Genomic DNA, 16,933 nt, shown 5'->3' on the forward strand with positions numbered 1-16,933 from the left:
TCAGGCGCCCTTGCGTGCGGCGCGGATCTGCTTCAGCACCTCGCGGGCGGCGGTCGGGATCGGCGTGCCCGGGCCGAAGATGCCCTTGGCGCCGGCAGCGTAGAGCGCATCGTAGTCCTGCGCCGGAATCACGCCGCCGACGAAGGTGATGATGTCGTCGGCCCCCAGCCTCTTCAGTTCGTCGACGATCTGCGGCACCAGGGTCTTGTGGCCGGCGGCGAGGCTGGAGCAGCCCACCGCATGCACGTCGTTCTCGACCGCGTGGCGGGCAGCTTCTTCCGGGGTCTGGAAGAGCGGGCCGATGTCGATGTCGAAGCCGAGGTCGGCGAAGGCCGAGGCCACCACCTTGGCGCCGCGGTCGTGGCCGTCCTGGCCGAGCTTGGCGATCATCACCCGCGGGCGGCGGCCCTCTTCGGCGATGAAGGCTTCGATGTCGGCCTTCAAGGCCTTCCAGTCTTCCTGCTCTTCCACCACGGCTCCATAGACGCCGGACACGGCTTGCGGGTTGGCACGGAAGCGGCCGAAGACCTTTTCCAGCGCATCGGACACTTCGCCCACCGAGGCGCGCAGGCGGATCGCCTTCACCGTCAGGTCGAGCAGGTTGCCTTCGCCGGTCTCGGCGCACTGGGTCAGCGCATCCAGCGCGGCCTGCACCGCGGCACTGTCGCGCGTCGCCCGCATCTTGTTGAGGCGGGCGATCTGCGCTTCGCGCACCGCATGGTTGTCGATGTCGAGGATCTCGATCGGGTCTTCCTTCGCCAGCTTGTACTTGTTGACGCCGACGATGACGTCCTTGCCCGAATCGATGCGCGCCTGCTTGTCGGCCGCGCACTCCTCGACCTTCATCTTGGCCCAGCCGGACTCGACCGCCTGGGTCATGCCGCCCATGGCCTCGATTTCCTCGATCAGCGCCCAGGCCTTGTCGGCCATGTCCTGGGTCAGCTTCTCCATCATGTAGGAACCGGCCCAGGGATCGACCACGTTACAGATGTGGGTTTCTTCCTGGATGATGATCTGGGTGTTGCGCGCGATGCGGGCCGAGAACTCGGTCGGCAGCGCGATCGCCTCGTCCAGCGCGTTGGTGTGCAGCGACTGGGTGCCGCCGAACACCGCCGCCATCGCCTCGATGGTGGTGCGGACGACGTTGTTGTACGGGTCCTGCTCGGTCAGCGACCAGCCCGAAGTCTGCGAGTGGGTGCGCAGCATCATCGACTTGGCGCTCTTGGGGTTGAACTGCTTCATGATCCGCCACCACAGCAGGCGCGCGGCGCGCATCTTGGCGATCTCGAGATAGAAGTTCATGCCCACCGCCCAGAAGAAAGACAGGCGGCCGGCAAAGGTGTCGACGTCCATGCCCGACTTGATGCCGGTGCGCACGTACTCCAGGCCATCGGCCAGCGTGAAGGCCAGCTCGATGGCCTGGTTCGCGCCCGCTTCCTGGATGTGGTAGCCCGAGATCGAGATGCTGTTGAACTTGGGCATGTGCGCCGACGTGTACTGGAAGATGTCGGCGATGATCTTCATCGACGGCGTCGGCGGGTAGATGTAGGTGTTGCGGACCATGAACTCCTTGAGGATGTCGTTCTGGATGGTCCCCGACAGCTTGTCCTGCGGCACGCCCTGCTCTTCGGCGGCGATGATGTAGCCGGCCAGGATCGGCAGCACCGCGCCGTTCATCGTCATCGACACCGAGATCTTGTCGAGCGGGATGCCGTCGAACAGGATCTTCATGTCCTCGACCGAGTCGATCGCCACGCCGGCCTTGCCGACGTCGCCGGTCACGCGCGGATGGTCGGAATCGTAGCCGCGGTGGGTGGCGAGGTCGAAGGCCACCGACACGCCCTGGCCGCCGGCGGCGAGCGCCTTGCGGTAGAAGGCATTGGACGCCTCGGCGGTGGAGAAGCCGGCATACTGGCGGATGGTCCACGGCTTGACCGCGTACATGGTGGGCTGCGGGCCGCGCAGGAAGGGCTCGAAGCCGGGCAGCGTGTCGGCATGCGCCAGGCTCTCGGTGTCGGCCTTGGTATACAGCGGCTTGACGCTCAGGCCTTCGGGCGTGATCCAGTTGAGCTTCTCGATGTCGCCGTCGGGGGCATGCTTGGCGGCGGCCTTTTTCCAGGCCTCCAGATCGGGCTGGGGATAGATCGGCTCATTGGCGTTCGACATGGAAACCTCTTGGATCATCAGGCGCCGCATCCGCGGCGGTTCATATATGTATCAGGACTGCGACGCAGTCCGGTCCGGGCCGACGGCGACGAAGCCGCTCGCGGCTCGATGCCACGAGCGGCCGTCGACGTCCCATCGCGCTGCACGGTCCCTCTCCTGTTCGCCGGCTCATCGTCCGGCGCCTCCCATGCCGCGCAGCGTGATGGAGTGACTGCTTGCAAACCCCGAAATAATACTTTATCCATAATTATGAACGCAAACGCGATGCAACAGGGTGATAATGCGCGCATTACAAATGCCGACCCGAGACGCGGCAGACACACTCTGTCCACATTCCATCCATGAAAGCATCCCGCATCGCTCCACTCGCCCTTTACCAGGAAGTCGCCGAACGCCTGCGCGAACGTATCTTCTCGCATGAACTGCCGCCCGGCACCTGGGTCGATGAACAGGCGCTGGCCGAACACTACGGCATCTCGCGCACGCCGTTGCGCGAAGCGCTGAAAGTGCTCGCCTCCGAAGGCCTCGTCACCCTCAAGCCGCGCCGCGGCTGTTATGTGACCGAGATCTCGGAACGCGACCTGGACGAAGTGTTCTCGGTGATGGCACTGCTCGAAGGGGAATGCGCACGCACGATTGCCGGCCGCGCGACCGACAGGCAGCTGGACGAATTGAAGGCGATACATGCGGAGCTCGAGCGCGCAGCCGCGGCGCAGGACATCGAAGGCTTCTTCGAAGCCAACCAGAGCTTCCACCGCGCCATCCAGGAATTCACCGACAACCACTGGCTGCTGCACGTGATCGAGGACCTGCGCAAGGTCATCAAGCTGTCGCGCCACCACTCGCTGTTCTCGGAAGGTCGGCTCGAACAGTCGCTGGCCGAACACCGCGCCATCCTCGGCGCCCTCACGACCCGCGACGCCGCCTCGGCCGAATCCCTGATGCGCGCCCACATCCACAGCGGCCGCGAAGCCGTGGCGCGCATCGCAGCGGCGAAGACGAAAGCGGCCTGAACCCCGAGCCATGGCCCCGGCGCCATAGGGTGCCCGGGCCAGCCTGACTTTCCAGCTTCTGCAATGCATGCCGCAGTACAGGCGCGAACCCCGGCCATGCGTACGGCATTATTCAAAAAAACGTCGAGAAATTTGACACCAGGCCCAGGCCAGCTGAAACGGCTTTAGACCAGCCCACATCAAGCCATTGAATCAAAACAAATTAATCGATAATAAAAAAAGTGGCACATGCTTTGCTATGAGGTAACCAGGAGCGTTCTCCAACGCTGCGTCCAACCACAAATGAGGGTCTTACACATGAAGCTTCGTAACGTGATTGTTGCTTGCGCCGTCGCGCTGGGTTCGATGAGCGGTGCTGCTCACGCAGCCTTTATCAATGGCGGCCTCTCCGCTGCCGGCAATATCACCAATGCCCCGGCCGCACCGTCGAGCTCGATGGTTAGCCAACTGACGACGATGGCGTCCTCGCAGGGTAGCCTTACCAGCGCCACCGGTGACATGGCACCTCCCTTTACCTCCATCGGCGGCTATAGCTTCGCCCTTGATGGCACCCCGGCCACGCTGTTCACCGCCAACGGATTCATCTTCACGGTGACCGACTGGGGCACCAAGACCGTGACCAATTTCTCCTGCAACGCCACCCAGTGCACTGACGGCATCAACTACGCGGGCATCACCGGCTACGTCAGCCGCGCTGGCTACGATGACACCCTGTTCACCGGCACCTTCATGCTGTCGTCCACCTGCAACAGCGACGGCAGGCAGTGTATTGGCGACATCAACCCCACTTGGGGTGCCAACTTCGCAGCCCAAGGCCAAGCACCGGAACCTCAACCCGTTCCGGTCCCCGGCACGCTGGCTCTGCTGGGCCTCGGTCTGGTCGGCCTCGGCGCCATCCGTCGCAAGCAAGCCTGATCGGGCTTCGGCGACTCAGGAAAAACCGCTCCTCCGGGAGCGGTTTTTTCGTCTACGAGCCGCCTCAAACCGCCGTTTCCGCTTCCCGCGTCACCAGCACCTGGTCGATGCGGTAGTTGTCGATATCGACCACCTCGAACTTGTAGCCCGCATACAGCACCGAATCCGTCCGGCGCGGCACCTTGCGCAGGCGATACATCAGGAAGCCGGCCACCGTCTCGTAGTTCTCGAAGCCCTCGAATTCATCGATTTCCAGCGCCTGCATCACGTCCTCGATCGGCGTGACGCCGTCGATCAGCCAGGATCGGTCGTCGCGGCGCACGATCAGTTCCTCCTGGAAGGGGCTGACCAGATCACCCATCACGGTGTTCATGACGTCCTGCAAGGACAGCAGCCCGACCACCAGCGCGTATTCGTTGATGACCAGGGCGAAGTCCTCTTTCGCATCGCGGAAGCGCTCCAGCGCCTCGAACAATGTCAGTGTGTCCGGCAGCATCAGGATCTTGCGCACGATCGGCTGGGTGCGCAGCGACAGGTCCTGGCCCTGAACGATGCGCGGCAGGATGTCCTTGGAATCGACGTAGCCGATCACGCTGTCGATGCCGTCCTCGCACACCGGGAACTTGCCGTGCGGATGCCCGGCGATCTTGCGCCGGATGCTCTCCTCCGATTCGGACAGGGTCAGGAAGACGATGCTCTCGCGCGAAGTCATGGCCGAGGGCACGATGCGCGAATCGAGCTCGAACACGTTGCTGATCAGGTGCTGCTCCTGGCGCAGCAGCGCGCCGGTCTGGGCGCCGGCATCGGCCATGGCGACGATGTCGTCGGCGGTGATGTCCTCGACGCGCACGCTCGGCACCTTCAGCCAGCGGAACAGGACATCGGCCAGGCCGTTGAAGATCCACACCAGCGGTGCGAACAGCCACACGCACAGCAGCATCGGCCGCACCACGATCATGGCGATGTGCTCGGGCCGGACCATCGCCAGCCGCTTGGGCATCAGGTCGGCGAACAGCACGAACAGGGACGTCACGAAGACGAAGGACAGGGCGAAGCTCAGCGTCCCGAGCAGCGGGCCGTCGTACAGCGGCCGCAGCAACGCCTCGACATGCGGCGACAGCGCCTGTTCGCCGACGATGCCGCCGAGGATGCTGACCGCGTTGAGCCCGATCTGCACCACGGTGAAGAAATTGCCCGGGCTGTCCTGCAGCGCGAGCACCCGCTGAGCGTTGACGTCGCCCCCCTCGGCCATCAGCCTGAGCTTGACCTTGCGCGACGCCGCCAGGGAAATCTCTGACATCGACAGAAAGGCGCTGACGGCGATGAGCAACAGGATGAGCAGCAACTGATCGAACAGCACGATGACTCCTTCGGGATGGGCCTCTGGACGGATCGCCCGGAAGTCTATCACTCCGCCATTCGGCTCCTGCCGGCCCCGCCCGGCCGCTGACGATGCCGGAAAGGAAAAACCCGCCGCGCATCGCTGCGCGGCGGGTTTGCAGGCCAGCGGCGCGGCGCCGTGAGGCGCCCGCGCCGGAGCGGCATCAGTGCGACGAAGCCGAGGCCGCGCCGACACCCGTCTGGGCGCGCACGTACTGGTCCTCGAAGGCTTCGATCTCGGCCTTGGCCTCTGCGCTGCTGTCCATCTTCGACACCAGGATGGTGGCGAGGAAGGCGAGCGGCATCGAGAACAGCGCCGGCTGGGTGTAGGGGAAGATCGGCGAGGCGAAGCCCAGCACGTCGACCCACACCGACTTCGACAGCACGACGAAGGCCACCGCGCTGAACAGGCCCAGATAGCCGCCGGCCAGCGCGCCCTTGGTCGTCAGGCCCTTCCAGTACATCGACAGGATCAGCACCGGGAAGTTGGCCGAAGCGGCGACGCCGAAGGCGAGCGCAACCATGAAGGCGACGTTCATCTTCTCGAAGACCATGCCCAGCAGCACGGCAACGATGCCCAGGCCGATGGTGGCGAACTTGGAGACCCTGATCTCGGTCGCCTCGCTGGCCTTGCCCTTCATGATGACGCGGGAGTAGATGTCGTGCGAGATCGCCGAAGCGCCCGCCAGCGCCAGGCCGGCCACCACCGCCAGGATGGTGGCGAAGGCGACGGCCGACAGGAAACCCAGCAGCAGGTTGCCGCCGACCGCCTGCGCCAGGTGCATCGCGATCATGTTGCCGCCGCCGATGACCTTGCCGCCGATCTCGCCGCCTTCGAAGAACTGCGGGTTCTGGCCGACGATGAGGATCGAGCACACGCCCATGATGGCGATGACGTTGAAGAAGTAGGCGATGATGCCCGAGGCGTACAGCACCGACTTGCGCGCTTCCTTGGCGTCGGTCACGGTGAAGAAGCGCATCAGGATGTGCGGCAGGCCCGCGGTACCGAACATCAGGCCCATGCCGAGCGAGATGGCGGTCACCGGATCGGCCAGCAGGCTGCCCGGGCTGAGCAGCTTCGTGCCCAGCTTATGCACTTCCATCGCACGGTTGGTCACCTCGTCGAACGAGAAGCCGAACTGGCTGAAGGCCAGCACGCCCACCGTGGTGCCGCCGACCAGCAGCATGCATGCCTTGATGATCTGCACCCAGGTGGTGGCGACCATGCCGCCGAAGGTGACGTACACCATCATCAGCACGCCGACCACGAACAAGGCGATGTTGTAGTCCAGGCCGAACAGCAGCTTGATGAGCTGGCCGGCACCGACCATCTGCGCCACCAGGTAGAAGCACACCACGGTCAGCGAGCTGATCGCCGCCATCGTCCGCACCTTACCCTGGTTGAGGCGGTAGGCGGTGATGTCGGCAAAGGTGAACTTGCCCAGGTTGCGCAGGCGTTCGGCCATCAGGAACAGGATGACTGGCCAGCCGACGAAGAAGGACAGCATGTAGATGTAGGCATCGACACCCTGCATGTACATCATCGCCGTCAGACCCAGCAGCGTGGCTGCGGACATGTAGTCGCCGGCAATGGCGAGGCCATTCTGGAAGCCGGTGATGCCGCCGCCCGCGGTGTAGAAATCGGATGCCGACTTGGTGCGGCTGGCTGCCCAGTAGGTGATGCCGAGCGTCATCAGCACGAAGACGAAGAACATCACGATGGCGTGCAGGTTCAGCGGCTGCTTCTCCATTTCGCCCATGGTCGGCTTGGCCAGCGCAAGCGCCGGGATGGAGAGTGCGAGCAGGCTGGCGCCCAGGCGCGATACGAATCGGGTGTTCATCATTTTTCCGCCTTCCATGCAGCCTGGACGATTTCCTTGTTGATGTCGTCGAACTCGCCGTTGGCGCGACGGACGTAAATCAAGGTCAGGATCCAGAAGACGATGAACTGCACCAGACCGGCGATGATGCCGAACGTCCAGTTGCTGCCCTCGAACAGGCGCTTGCCGATCAGTTCGGGGGCGAACGCCACCAGCAGGATGAAGCCGTAGAACACCACCAGAACGATGCCCGCCAGGATCGCAGCAAAGCGGGTCCGTTTGGTCACCAGTTCCGTAAATCGCGGATTGCGCCTGATGTGCGCATAGACTGAGCTAGACACTTTCTCCCTCCTCAAGGAAAAGCAACGCTGTGAAACGCCACATCCTCCACCCTCCTTTGCTCGGGCGGCCGTCTGACGCGGCGTCCCGATCCTGCGGATGATATATCATCCATAAGACTCCATACACTTCCGTATGGAAAATTTTTATTTGTTTGCACGCACATACCATGGCTCCGAACATCTCGCTCGACCGCGCCGAAGGCATCGCCACCATCGCGCTGAACAATCCGGCCAAGCTCAATGCCGTCAATGCGGCGATGTGGCGCGGCCTGTCCGCCGCCATGCAGGAGGTGGCGGGCGATTCGTCGATACGCTGCGTCATCCTGCGCGGCGCCGGCGACGAAGCCTTCGCCGCCGGCGGCGACATCGAGGAATTCCTGACCGTGCGCGCCACGGTGGATGACGCCCTGCACTATCACGAGGAGCTGGTCGCCTGCGCGCTGGAAGCCGTGCGCAACTGCGCGGTGCCGACGGTGGCGGCGATCCGCGGCGCCTGCATCGGCGGCGGGCTGGAAATTGCGGGCTGCTGCGACATCCGCATCGCCGGCGAGTCGTCGCGCTTCGGCGCGCCGATCAACCGGCTGGGCTTCTCGATGTACCCGGGGGAGATGGCCGGCCTGCTGGCGCTGGTCGGCCCGGCGGTGGTGCTGGAGATTCTGCTCGAAGGCCGCATCCTCGGCGCGCGGGAAGCGCTGCAGAAGGGCCTGCTGTCACGCGTCGTCGATGACGGGCAGGTATTCGGCGAAGCGGCGGCCTGCGCCGCGCGCATCTGCGCCGGCGCACCGCTGGTGGCGCGCTGGCACAAGCAGTGGGTGAAGCGGCTGATGGACGGCACGCCGCTGTCGGAAGCGGAGAAGCGCCAGGCTTTCGATTTCCTCGCGACCGAGGATTACCGGGAAGGGCTGGACGCCTTCCTGAACAAGAGAACGCCCCGCTTCACGGGGCGCTGAATCCGCACTATGCCGCTTCCAGCACGGCATGCTCCTCGCGCCTGGCCGGCGCGACGGGCAATGGCACGACGGGCAGGCTGGCGGCAGCCTTGTCAGTCACGGCGATGATGCCGCCGTGCTCGTCATGCTCGACCACCATGACCTGCATCTTCCGCCAGGCCAGCACTTCGGCCTCGCTGTGGCCGGTCCTGGCGCCGACCCCGGCGGGCGTGACCAGCGGAAAGGCCTTGCGCCGCTCGACGTTGCGGAAACGGAGGTGGTTGTACTTCGCCCAGCCGAGCAGAACCGCTCCCATGGCGACGATGACGGCCATGTAGAGGCTGATCAGTTCGGCATAGCCGGTCAGGCCGCCGAGGTCGAACATGTGGAACTTGAACTGCCAGCCGAAGAAGAACCAGCCGCCCAGCGTCAGCAAGGGTATCCACAGGACCAGCCAGGCCAGCCAGAAGAACGTCGTCAGCGCGCCCGACAAGGCCCGTTGCGGCCAGGCCTGCAGGTCGGGACGGTCGATGATCAGTGGGTGCTGCTTGGGCGAATGCCGCGATCGGGACTTTTCCATGTTGCTCGCCTTTTTCCTCTCAACAAAACTTTCGGAAGTGCCACCACCGAAGTGCAGACGTTCAGCATCCAGTACGCCAGCGGATACCAGATCATCCAGTAGTAGTGCCGACCATAACCGCGCTCATAGCGCGAATCCAGGAACATGCTCACACCGAACTGCAACAGGCAGGTGGTGCCGATGACCAGGCCGTTCCAGCCCGGCGCCAGCGTGTGCACCTGCAGCGGCTCGGGCAGCTCGACCACCAGGCCGATGAGGAACAGCAGCGCGATGGCAGCCATCGTGTAGGCCCAGGCCACGCTGGTGAAGTACTCGAAGTAGATCGGCCACAGGCGGCGGTGGCGCAGGCGCGTGAGCACCGGGGCCTGCTTGAGCAGCACCTGGCTGCCGCCCATCGCCCAGCGCAGCCGCTGGCGCCACAGGCCGCGCAGGGTTTCCGGCATCAGGATCCAGCACAGCGCATTGGGCTCGAAGCGCACATCCCAGTGGCGGACCTCGAGCCGCCAGCTGATGTCGATGTCCTCGGTGAGCGCGTCGGGGTTCCAGTAGCCGACGTCCTGCAGCGCGCTGCGGCGGAAGCAGGCCATGACGCCCGACACGGTGAACACCTTGCCGTAGGTCCGCTGGGCACGCTTGATGAGGCCGATGATCGACGAGAACTCGCCGACCTGGATGCGTCCCAGCAGCGTCGAGCGCGTGCGAATGCGCGGATTCCCGGTGACGACGCCGACGCGCGGGCTGTTCAGCAGGTGGCGCATCATCCACTTCAGGCAGTGGGGATCGACCAGCGAATCGCCGTCGATGCACAGGAAGTAGTCGTGGCTGGCCATCGCCGCCGCGGTGTTCAGCCCCACGGCCTTGCCCTGGTTGCGGGCGAGATGGACGACACGGATGCGCGCATCGCCCGCCGCCAGCTGCTCGATCCGCTCGCCGGTGTCATCCGTGCTGCCGTCGTTGATCAGCAGGATCTCGAACTCGGGATAATCGAGCGCCTGCAGCGCCGCCACCGTCTCATTGACGTTTTCGCCTTCGTTGTGACAGGGCACGAGCACGCTCACCGGCGGGTATTCGGGCAGCGGCGGCGGCTGATCCGGCGGCGGATCGCGGCGCTCGTAATGGAAGTAGTAATAGAGTCCGCCCGTCATCCACAGATAGGCCATGAACAGCGGATAGTAGAACGCGAACGCGAAAAGGAAGCGGACGAGGTCGGTCGTGAAGTCGGTCATGATCTGTATCAGCGCCTCAACACTCAGAAACGTAGATTGACGGCCGCATAGATGTAGCCGCGGGTTTCATATTCGCCGTCATAGGGAAAACGCCGGATGCCGATGCCGTAGCGCGCGGACATGTCGTCGCCGTACTGCCATTCGTGCTCGTAGCGCAGTTCGCCGAAAGGCTTCCAGCCGTAGTCGTCATCGCCGTCGCCATAGAGACGGTCGCCATTCTGGTCACGCCCCTGGCGGTACGCAGCGAGCTGGCGGTAGATACCGAGCGTGCCGGCGACGCGCTGGTTGAAGCGCAGGCCGGCCTCCTGCCGCGTCAGCCAGTCCGAGACGACGGTCGCCGACAGTGCGTAGTCGCGCTTGGGATTGAAGTACTCGGCATCCTCGCGCGTGTTGCGGCTGGTATAGAACACCGAATGGACGTCGATGGCATGGCGCGGCGCGCTATGGACACGCTCCACCCAGGTCGCGGTCAGCGTCGTCCGCTCATTGTCGTCGCGGTCGTCACCTTTGTATTGCAGTGCGGTCTTGAACGGCTTGCCATCCCTGAACTCGTAATAGCCGAGATCCAGCGCGAAGCGGCGCGATTCATCGACCACGTAGGTCGTGCCGACGGCGTAGCGGCTGGCCGAGAGGATGGCGTCACGGTCGCCCCGATAGTAGTAGCGCCCCTTCACCGACACGTCGTCGGTGCGCGAATCCGCCGCGGCGCGGAAGATCCAGTGATCGGACGGCTGCCAGACCACGCGCGCCGACACCGTGTCGTCGCGGCCGAAGGTGAACTCGTGGCCGAGTTCCACCGCCATCATCCAGTTCCGCCAGGTGGCCTCGACACCGGCGCCGGCGCGAATGTGCTGGGCGCGGTGATCGTCGAAATCGGCCGCCACGCGCAGATGATGGGCAAAGACCCGGAACCTGTTGGCCAGCAGCGGACTGTAGAGCCAGACGTCGGTGGTGATGTCGTCCTTGTTGTCGATGCTGCCATAGCCGAAGCCGGCAGTCGCCTCCATGCTCAGGCGCGCGCGGCGCGCCGACATCCAGCTGCGGGTCAGGCGCTTGACGCCCGGATGCTCGGGCGCGCTCGCATTGAGTTCGGCGACGCGCCGGTCGGCTTCATCGAGCGCCCCGGCCGCCCATGCGGCCTCGGCCAGGCCGATGGCGGCATGGATGTTGTCGGGCGACTCCGCCTGCACACGTTCATACGCTGCGGCCGCCGCGCGGGGCAGGCCGCGCGCATGAGCAAGGGCGCCTGCTTCCAGCTCTGCAGCAGCGGTGAGGCCCTCATCCGCCGGCAGGGCATCGAGCCGCTGCCTCGCCTCGCGCAGGCGGTCGCTGTAACGCGCCATGCGTATCCGCAACAGACGCGTATCGAGAGAAGCGCCGTCGATGCGGTCGAGCTCGGCCAGCGTGCGATCGAGTTCGCCGTACGAACCTGCCTCGAGATAGGCGTAGGCCAGGCTGACATGCAGCGTGACGTCCTCCGGCTGGGGCACGAGCGCGTCGCGGTAGTGTGCAGCCGCGTCGAGCGGACGGTGCTGGCGCATGGCGATGTCGCCCGCCAATTGACTCGCGTAGGGCGGCAGGGCATCGCCGCGAGCCAATTCACGCAGCAGCTCGGCAGCCTCGTCGTCACGCCCCCGCGCGGCGAGGGCCAGCGCGCGATCCAGCTTCAGCGCCCGCTCGACCGGTGCGAAACCGCCCCGCTTGTGCAACTCGGCAAGCCGCTCGGTGTTGTCCTCGATGGCGGCATCGATGGACAGGTAGCGCTCGGGCGTCCAGTTCGTATCCAGGTGGCGCATGCCGGCGCGGATCATGGCGGCGTTTTCCTGCTGCGATACCCACCATTGTGCGGAGGGCATGTTTTCCGCAGCAGAAGGCGCCCCCCATGCTGACTGGCACAAGACGAACAGGCCGGCTAGAACGAACCGGTCGGCGAACCTGCGTGAAGGCATTGAGACCATGAGATGCGGAGCACTCGAATGACGATGTCCCAATGGTCCGCGATGCAAGGAGGCTTCGGCGAGGCCACAAGTCACACTCCGCCCACTCTTTCGGTGGCCGGGGCGCGACTTTTTTCACGCGATCAGCATTTTTGAGAAATTCGCCAGAATCTACATTCTCGGTGTGACGCAATTCATGGCAATCCCTGCGGCCCTGGCTCGACAATGCAGCCACTTTCAGCACAACCGCAGTTCAACTCCAGGAACGCCATGACCATGCACATCTCGAAAACCCTGATCGCCCTTGCCTTCGGCATCTGCGCTGCACAGTCCGCGTCCGCAGCCCCGATGCTCAACCCGGCCAGCACCGCACCCTACGCCCAGGGCTCGGGGCTGTCGGCCACCTGGACCCAGGTTCGCGACGACTACCGTTTCAGCCAGCAGCCGTGGCGCGAGCCCGGCAGCGCCGAACGGCCGATCGGCAGCTACGGATGGGGCACCGGCGTCTGGAGCACGCGCGACATCCGGCATGTGCAAAGCCTGGCCGACGACGACGCCAACGTGGTCTCGCGCGTCAGGGGCACTTCGGCAGTGAGCTTCGCCAACTCCATCTACAACGAGAAGGCCGCCAACGGCAGCTACGGCACCTGGGGCCACGACTATACCCGCCCGCTGGTGCCGATCGTCGAGCAGACCGGCCAGCAGACCAACTACGTCGGCAGCTTCACCGGCTACATCTACATTGCCGAAGGCGGCCTGTACGACTTCAGCCTGTTCGTCGATGACGGCTTCACCTTCTCGCTGTTCGGGTCCGACGGCGAGAGGCTGGGCATGGAGCGGGAGACCCTGGCCGGCAGCACCGAAGGGCGGGATTACTTCGCTCTCAGCGACGCCTACGGCGGCGAGCGGATTCAACTCGGCAGCGGCTACTACGGCATCCACATCGACTATTTCAACCGCCTCGAGGCCGGCGTCATCGACCTGGCGATGAAAGGCCCCTCGGACGACGACTGGCGCGGCATCTCCTCCGACCAGCTGTTCACCAGCATTCCCGGCCAGGTTCCGGAGCCCGGCACGCTCGCACTGCTGACCCTGGGTTTCATCGGCTTCGGCGCCAGCCGCAAGCGCATGGCCCAGCAGCGCGCCTGAGCCCTGCCCTCACCCGTTCCTTGCTCCACCACTCCCGGCCGCGGCGCCATGCCGCGGCCGTTTTTCATTCCGGCAGCGGTTCCTTGTACTCCTCGATCTTGATGCCGCGCATCTGGTAGCCGGCGCTGCCCATTTCGGAGTCGAACCCGCCCCACCTTCAGCACGCCATTCACCCACACCGGCGACATGTTCATGCCGGCCGGCACCGGCTTGTCGGGAATCACGTGGATGAGCTGGTTGGCCGGCGGCGGCGGTACATGGACGCAGGCGCCGAAGTAGGGCACGAGCAGGAATTCGCGGATCGTCCTGCCGTCGCTTTCCAGCGGCACGACGAAGCCGGGAATGCGCACCGACTGGCCCGACAGGCGCTCGACCACCGGCGCGCGGTCCCACTCCTCGCGCATCCGCGCCATGATCTCCGTCGCGCGCGGATCGTTGTCCTGCAGGTCGTCGAGTTGCAGATCGTCGAAGAATTTCTGCGGATCCCAGTCGGCGGGGATGAGGTCGTCCCAGCTGATCTCGCGGAAAGACGCCGCCGCGCCCTTCCCCGCCTTCGTTGCCGTCTTCTCCTTCGCCGCCTCGAGCCGGTCGCCGATCTGATAAGCGCTGCCGGACTGCGCGGACGCGGCCGGCGCCAGGCTCAATCCCCCCGCCAGCGCGAGGGCGCCGGCCAGCAGGCGAACCCGGAGGCGAGGCAAGGAAAACGGGCGAAACACAGACATCTTCATATCCTGATCGTCAGGCCATCGGCCAGTGAATAACGGTAGGCGCGCCATGCCGGTACCAGGCTGGCAGCAAGGCTGGCGCCGAGCACCGCGCCCAGCAGGCGCCATTCTCCCCCTGACGGCCAGCCCAGCGCGGGATTCAGGCCGTACTCGGCGGACAGCCGCGGCGCCGCCACGGCGGCCGCACCATACAGCAGGGCGAGCCCGAGCGCGATGCCTGCCAGTGACAGCAACAGGCTTTCGAAGGCCAGCAAGACGAAGATCTGCGGCGGACTGGCGCCGAGCGAACGCAGGATCGCCAGTTCGCGCCGGCGCTCGCCCAGGCTGGCAACGACCACCGCCACCAGGCCGGCAAGGCCCACGGCAACGACCAGCGCCGACACCGCCAGCAGCGCACGCTCGGCCATGCCCACCAGCGACCACAGTTCCTGCAGCGTGGCGCCGGGCAGGATCGCCGTCAGCGGTTCACCGGCCATGGTGTTGATCTGGCGCTGGATACGAAACACCGCAATCCGGCTGTCGAGGCCGACCAGCGCGGCGGTGACCGACTTCGGGCTGAGGTCGAACTTGCGCACCTGCCCGGGTGCGATCGAAAGCCCCGGGATCGGCGCGCCGCCGTGCCAGTCGATATGGATCGCCTCGATGCCTTCAAGGCCGACCAGCACGCTGCGGTCGACCGGCGTGCCGGTGCGGGCCAGCACGCCGACGATGGTGAAGGGCTTGTCGGCATGGTCGGCGAAGCGCGGCCCGCCCTCGCCGCCCAGGCTGCCATGGCTGAGCACGATCTGCTGGCCGGAACGATAGCCGAAGCGCGCCGCCACTTCGGCGCCGACGACCGCTTCGAAGATGCCGTCCGGCGCCGCGGCGAAAACGCGCCCCTGTGCCAGGACGAGCCTGTGATCGGCACCATGGCGATAACGGGCGAAGAAATCCGCCGTGGTGCCGACCACCCGCATGCCGCGATGCGAGTCGCCCAGCGAGATCGGCACCAGCCACTTCACCTGCGGCAGCGCGGCAATGCGCTGCATGCTCTGCCACGACACGTTGTTGCTCGCATTGCCGATGTGGAATACCGAGTACAGCAGCAGCTGCACCGCGCCACCGCGCGCACCGACGACCAGGTCGGTGCCCGAGATCGTCTGCGCGAAGCTCTCGCGCGCATCGTTGCGCAGGCGCTCCACGCCCAGCAGCAAGGCGACCGACAGCGCGACCGCGATCACCGTCAGGACCACCGACAGGCGGCGGTTGCCGATGCTGCGCAGGCTGAGCGCCAGCACCGGCGTCATGCGGCAGCCTCGGCTGCCGCACGGTTGATCTGCGCCAGGTCGAGCACACGGTCGAAATGCGATGCGAGCCGAAGATCATGGCTGACGAACAGCAGCGCCGCCTCCGAGGCCGCGCATTCGCCCAGCAGCAGGTCGACGAAAGCTTGCTGGCGGTCGGCATCGAGCGCCGAGGTCGGCTCGTCGGCGATGATCAGGCCGGGCCGGCCGATCAGGGCGCGCGCCGCCGCGACACGCTGCTGCTGGCCGACCGACAACTCGGCGGCTGGACGTTCGAGCGCCCCGGCATCGAGGTCGAGACGGCCGGCGAGGCGCTCGGCCTCGGCCCCGGCCGACACGCCCGCGGCCCGCAGCCGCGCCCGCCGCGCCGGGGAAAAGCGGCAGGCAAGCAGGATGTTGTCGCGCGCGGACAGGTAGGGCAGCAGGTTGAAGAGCTGGAAGACGAAACCGATGTTGTCGGCCCGGAAACGATCGCGCGCACCGGCCGACAGCTGTGACAACGGCTGGCCGGCGACACCGATCTCGCCCGCCCGAGGCTGGATCACGCCGCCGACCAGCGACAGCAGCGTGGTCTTGCCGCTGCCGCTGGGGCCGCGCAGGAATACACGCTCGCCGGCCGCCAGCGCCAATTCATCGATCGCCAGGCAATCGGCGCATGCCTTCGGCCAGCGATAGCGCAGCCTGCTGACTGCGACCGCAGCGCCGCCCGCGCCAGATGCAGCATCCCGCATCACAGCGCCAGTTCGGCCTTGCCCGGCGTCAGCACTGCGGCCCCCTGGCCGGAAGCGGTCGCCCGCTCGGCGCGCACTTCGCGCAGACGCGGAAAGCTGTCGAACAAGCGGATGTGCAGGCTGCCGAGCTTGTCTGGCGCGGCGCATTCGAAGCGATAGCTCGCCACCAGTTCGGCATGGCCTTCGTGCGCCATGGCGCCGTGCGCATCGCTGTGCCCATGGCCATGGTCATGCCCGGGCCGATTGCCCTGCAGCCACGGCGAGTCGAGCTTCGCTCCCAGCAACTGGCAACCGGCAGCGGCAGGCAGGCGGTACAGCGCGGCGCCATCGCGCAGCAGCGCCTCGGCATCGGCCATGGCCTTGCGCTGCTCGTCGCTGCGCGGCTCGTGCTCGAAGCCCGCCAGATTGTCGAGCGGGCTGAGGAACTCGATCACCAGCGCCTTGCCGGCGCTCGCCACCCGCAGCGTGGCCACGCCGTGCTCATGCGCCGGATGGGCGTCATGGTCATGCTCGCCGTGCCCCGCCTGGGCGTGCACGGCATGGAAGGGCATCGCGCAGAACAGCGCGCAAAAGGCAGTGGCAAGACGTGCAGCTTTCATTGTTCCTCCGCTGACGGATCGGATTCGATTGAGTCATCTTTAATGCTACAATGTTGCATCAAAAACGGACAAGCTCTTTACAGTCCATTGCCCTGGCCCCGCTCATTTCCGCCATCTCGCAGGCCCCAGCCCGTTACCG

14 protein-coding genes and 1 pseudogene are annotated in these 16,933 nt (G+C 65.6%); 4 read left to right on the top strand and 11 right to left on the bottom strand.

Annotated features, from left to right (window positions below):
- The gene (scpA, locus tag QM748_RS12350; protein ID WP_415247237.1) at window positions 1-2,166 is read right to left on the bottom strand and encodes a methylmalonyl-CoA mutase; all 2,166 of its coding nucleotides are present in this window, start codon (window positions 2,164-2,166) and stop codon (window positions 1-3) included.
- Between the two features lie 341 nt (window positions 2,167-2,507).
- Between scpA and QM748_RS12355 the strand changes: the two genes are divergently transcribed.
- Together QM748_RS12355 and QM748_RS12360 are read left to right on the top strand one after the other, a co-directional pair.
- Window positions 2,508-3,179: a GntR family transcriptional regulator gene (locus QM748_RS12355; protein WP_415247238.1), complete on the top strand. Its 672-nt coding sequence runs from the start codon at window positions 2,508-2,510 to the stop codon at window positions 3,177-3,179.
- Between the two features lie 297 nt (window positions 3,180-3,476).
- Window positions 3,477-4,094 carry a PEP-CTERM sorting domain-containing protein gene (locus QM748_RS12360; protein WP_415247239.1) on the top strand — a complete coding sequence of 206 codons (618 nt, stop codon included), beginning with the start codon at window positions 3,477-3,479 and terminating at the stop codon, window positions 4,092-4,094.
- Between the two features lie 64 nt (window positions 4,095-4,158).
- Here the strand turns inward: QM748_RS12360 and QM748_RS12365 are convergent, their stop codons facing one another.
- From QM748_RS12365 to QM748_RS12375, 3 genes are all read right to left on the bottom strand, one after another.
- Entirely contained in the window at window positions 4,159-5,451 is a 1,293-nt protein-coding gene (locus tag QM748_RS12365; RefSeq protein ID WP_415248065.1) for a hemolysin family protein, read from the bottom strand.
- A gap of 187 nt (window positions 5,452-5,638) precedes the next feature.
- Window positions 5,639-7,315 carry a cation acetate symporter gene (locus tag QM748_RS12370; protein ID WP_415247240.1) on the bottom strand — a complete coding sequence of 559 codons (1,677 nt, stop codon included), beginning with the start codon at window positions 7,313-7,315 and terminating at the stop codon, window positions 5,639-5,641.
- A complete protein-coding gene (locus QM748_RS12375; RefSeq protein ID WP_415247241.1) occupies window positions 7,315-7,635 on the bottom strand; it encodes a DUF485 domain-containing protein in 321 nt (106 codons plus the stop codon). The genes QM748_RS12370 and QM748_RS12375 overlap by 1 nt, the downstream gene beginning before the upstream one ends.
- Before the next feature lie 167 nt (window positions 7,636-7,802).
- Between QM748_RS12375 and QM748_RS12380 the strand changes: the two genes are divergently transcribed.
- A complete protein-coding gene (locus QM748_RS12380; RefSeq protein WP_415247242.1) occupies window positions 7,803-8,585 on the top strand; it encodes an enoyl-CoA hydratase-related protein in 783 nt (260 codons plus the stop codon).
- A 7-nt stretch (window positions 8,586-8,592) separates the two neighbouring features.
- Here the strand turns inward: QM748_RS12380 and pgaD are convergent, their stop codons facing one another.
- Genes pgaD through QM748_RS12395 form a run of 3 tightly spaced genes read right to left on the bottom strand, consistent with a single transcriptional unit; the run spans window position 8,593 to window position 12,226 of the window.
- The gene (gene pgaD / locus QM748_RS12385; RefSeq protein ID WP_415247243.1) at window positions 8,593-9,144 is read right to left on the bottom strand and encodes a poly-beta-1,6-N-acetyl-D-glucosamine biosynthesis protein PgaD; all 552 of its coding nucleotides are present in this window, start codon (window positions 9,142-9,144) and stop codon (window positions 8,593-8,595) included.
- Complete coding sequence (gene pgaC, locus QM748_RS12390; protein ID WP_415247244.1) at window positions 9,099-10,370, bottom strand: poly-beta-1,6-N-acetyl-D-glucosamine synthase; 1,272 nt, start codon at window positions 10,368-10,370, stop codon at window positions 9,099-9,101. The genes pgaD and pgaC overlap by 46 nt, the downstream gene beginning before the upstream one ends.
- A 23-nt stretch (window positions 10,371-10,393) precedes the next feature.
- Window positions 10,394-12,226, bottom strand: a complete 1,833-nt coding sequence (locus tag QM748_RS12395; protein ID WP_415247245.1) for a tetratricopeptide repeat protein — start codon at window positions 12,224-12,226, stop codon at window positions 10,394-10,396.
- A 357-nt stretch (window positions 12,227-12,583) separates the two neighbouring features.
- Between QM748_RS12395 and QM748_RS12400 the strand changes: the two genes are divergently transcribed.
- The gene (locus tag QM748_RS12400; protein WP_415247246.1) at window positions 12,584-13,456 is read left to right on the top strand and encodes a PEP-CTERM sorting domain-containing protein; all 873 of its coding nucleotides are present in this window, start codon (window positions 12,584-12,586) and stop codon (window positions 13,454-13,456) included.
- Between the two features lie 200 nt (window positions 13,457-13,656).
- Here the strand turns inward: QM748_RS12400 and QM748_RS12405 are convergent.
- From QM748_RS12405 to QM748_RS12420, 4 genes and pseudogenes are all read right to left on the bottom strand, one after another.
- A pseudogene (locus QM748_RS12405) lies at window positions 13,657-14,289 on the bottom strand (DUF3299 domain-containing protein); the annotation flags it as partial.
- Window positions 14,181-15,467 (bottom strand): ABC transporter permease, encoded by a 1,287-nt coding sequence (locus QM748_RS12410; protein WP_415247247.1) that lies wholly within the window; start codon window positions 15,465-15,467, stop codon window positions 14,181-14,183. The gene QM748_RS12410 and the pseudogene QM748_RS12405, both read right to left, overlap by 109 nt.
- Window positions 15,464-16,195 (bottom strand): ATP-binding cassette domain-containing protein, encoded by a 732-nt coding sequence (locus QM748_RS12415; RefSeq protein ID WP_415247248.1) that lies wholly within the window; start codon window positions 16,193-16,195, stop codon window positions 15,464-15,466. Before QM748_RS12415 ends, QM748_RS12410 begins: the two co-directional genes overlap by 4 nt.
- Window positions 16,195-16,794 carry a DUF2796 domain-containing protein gene (locus QM748_RS12420; RefSeq protein ID WP_415247249.1) on the bottom strand — a complete coding sequence of 200 codons (600 nt, stop codon included), beginning with the start codon at window positions 16,792-16,794 and terminating at the stop codon, window positions 16,195-16,197. The genes QM748_RS12415 and QM748_RS12420 overlap by 1 nt, the downstream gene beginning before the upstream one ends.
- Window positions 16,795-16,933: the final 139 nt, after the last annotated feature.

Source organism: Thauera sp. (assembly GCF_047601425.1).
In the GTDB taxonomy this organism is placed as follows: domain Bacteria; phylum Pseudomonadota; class Gammaproteobacteria; order Burkholderiales; family Rhodocyclaceae; genus Thauera.

Bases quoted from the DNA above. Each gene is read 5' to 3' on its own strand.
- scpA (WP_415247237.1), bottom strand. From the start codon at position 2,166: ATGTCGAACGCCAATGAGCCGATCTATCCCCAGCCCGATCTGGAGGCC.
- QM748_RS12355 (WP_415247238.1), top strand. From the start codon at position 2,508: ATGAAAGCATCCCGCATCGCTCCACTCGCCCTTTACCAGGAAGTCGCC.
- QM748_RS12360 (WP_415247239.1), top strand. From the start codon at position 3,477: ATGAAGCTTCGTAACGTGATTGTTGCTTGCGCCGTCGCGCTGGGTTCG.
- QM748_RS12370 (WP_415247240.1), bottom strand. From the start codon at position 7,315: ATGAACACCCGATTCGTATCGCGCCTGGGCGCCAGCCTGCTCGCACTC.
- QM748_RS12380 (WP_415247242.1), top strand. From the start codon at position 7,803: ATGGCTCCGAACATCTCGCTCGACCGCGCCGAAGGCATCGCCACCATC.
- pgaD (WP_415247243.1), bottom strand. From the start codon at position 9,144: ATGGAAAAGTCCCGATCGCGGCATTCGCCCAAGCAGCACCCACTGATC.
- pgaC (WP_415247244.1), bottom strand. From the start codon at position 10,370: ATGACCGACTTCACGACCGACCTCGTCCGCTTCCTTTTCGCGTTCGCG.
- QM748_RS12395 (WP_415247245.1), bottom strand. From the start codon at position 12,226: ATGCCCTCCGCACAATGGTGGGTATCGCAGCAGGAAAACGCCGCCATG.
- QM748_RS12400 (WP_415247246.1), top strand. From the start codon at position 12,584: ATGCACATCTCGAAAACCCTGATCGCCCTTGCCTTCGGCATCTGCGCT.
- QM748_RS12410 (WP_415247247.1), bottom strand. From the start codon at position 15,467: ATGACGCCGGTGCTGGCGCTCAGCCTGCGCAGCATCGGCAACCGCCGC.
- QM748_RS12415 (WP_415247248.1), bottom strand. From the start codon at position 16,195: ATGCGGGATGCTGCATCTGGCGCGGGCGGCGCTGCGGTCGCAGTCAGC.
- QM748_RS12420 (WP_415247249.1), bottom strand. From the start codon at position 16,794: ATGAAAGCTGCACGTCTTGCCACTGCCTTTTGCGCGCTGTTCTGCGCG.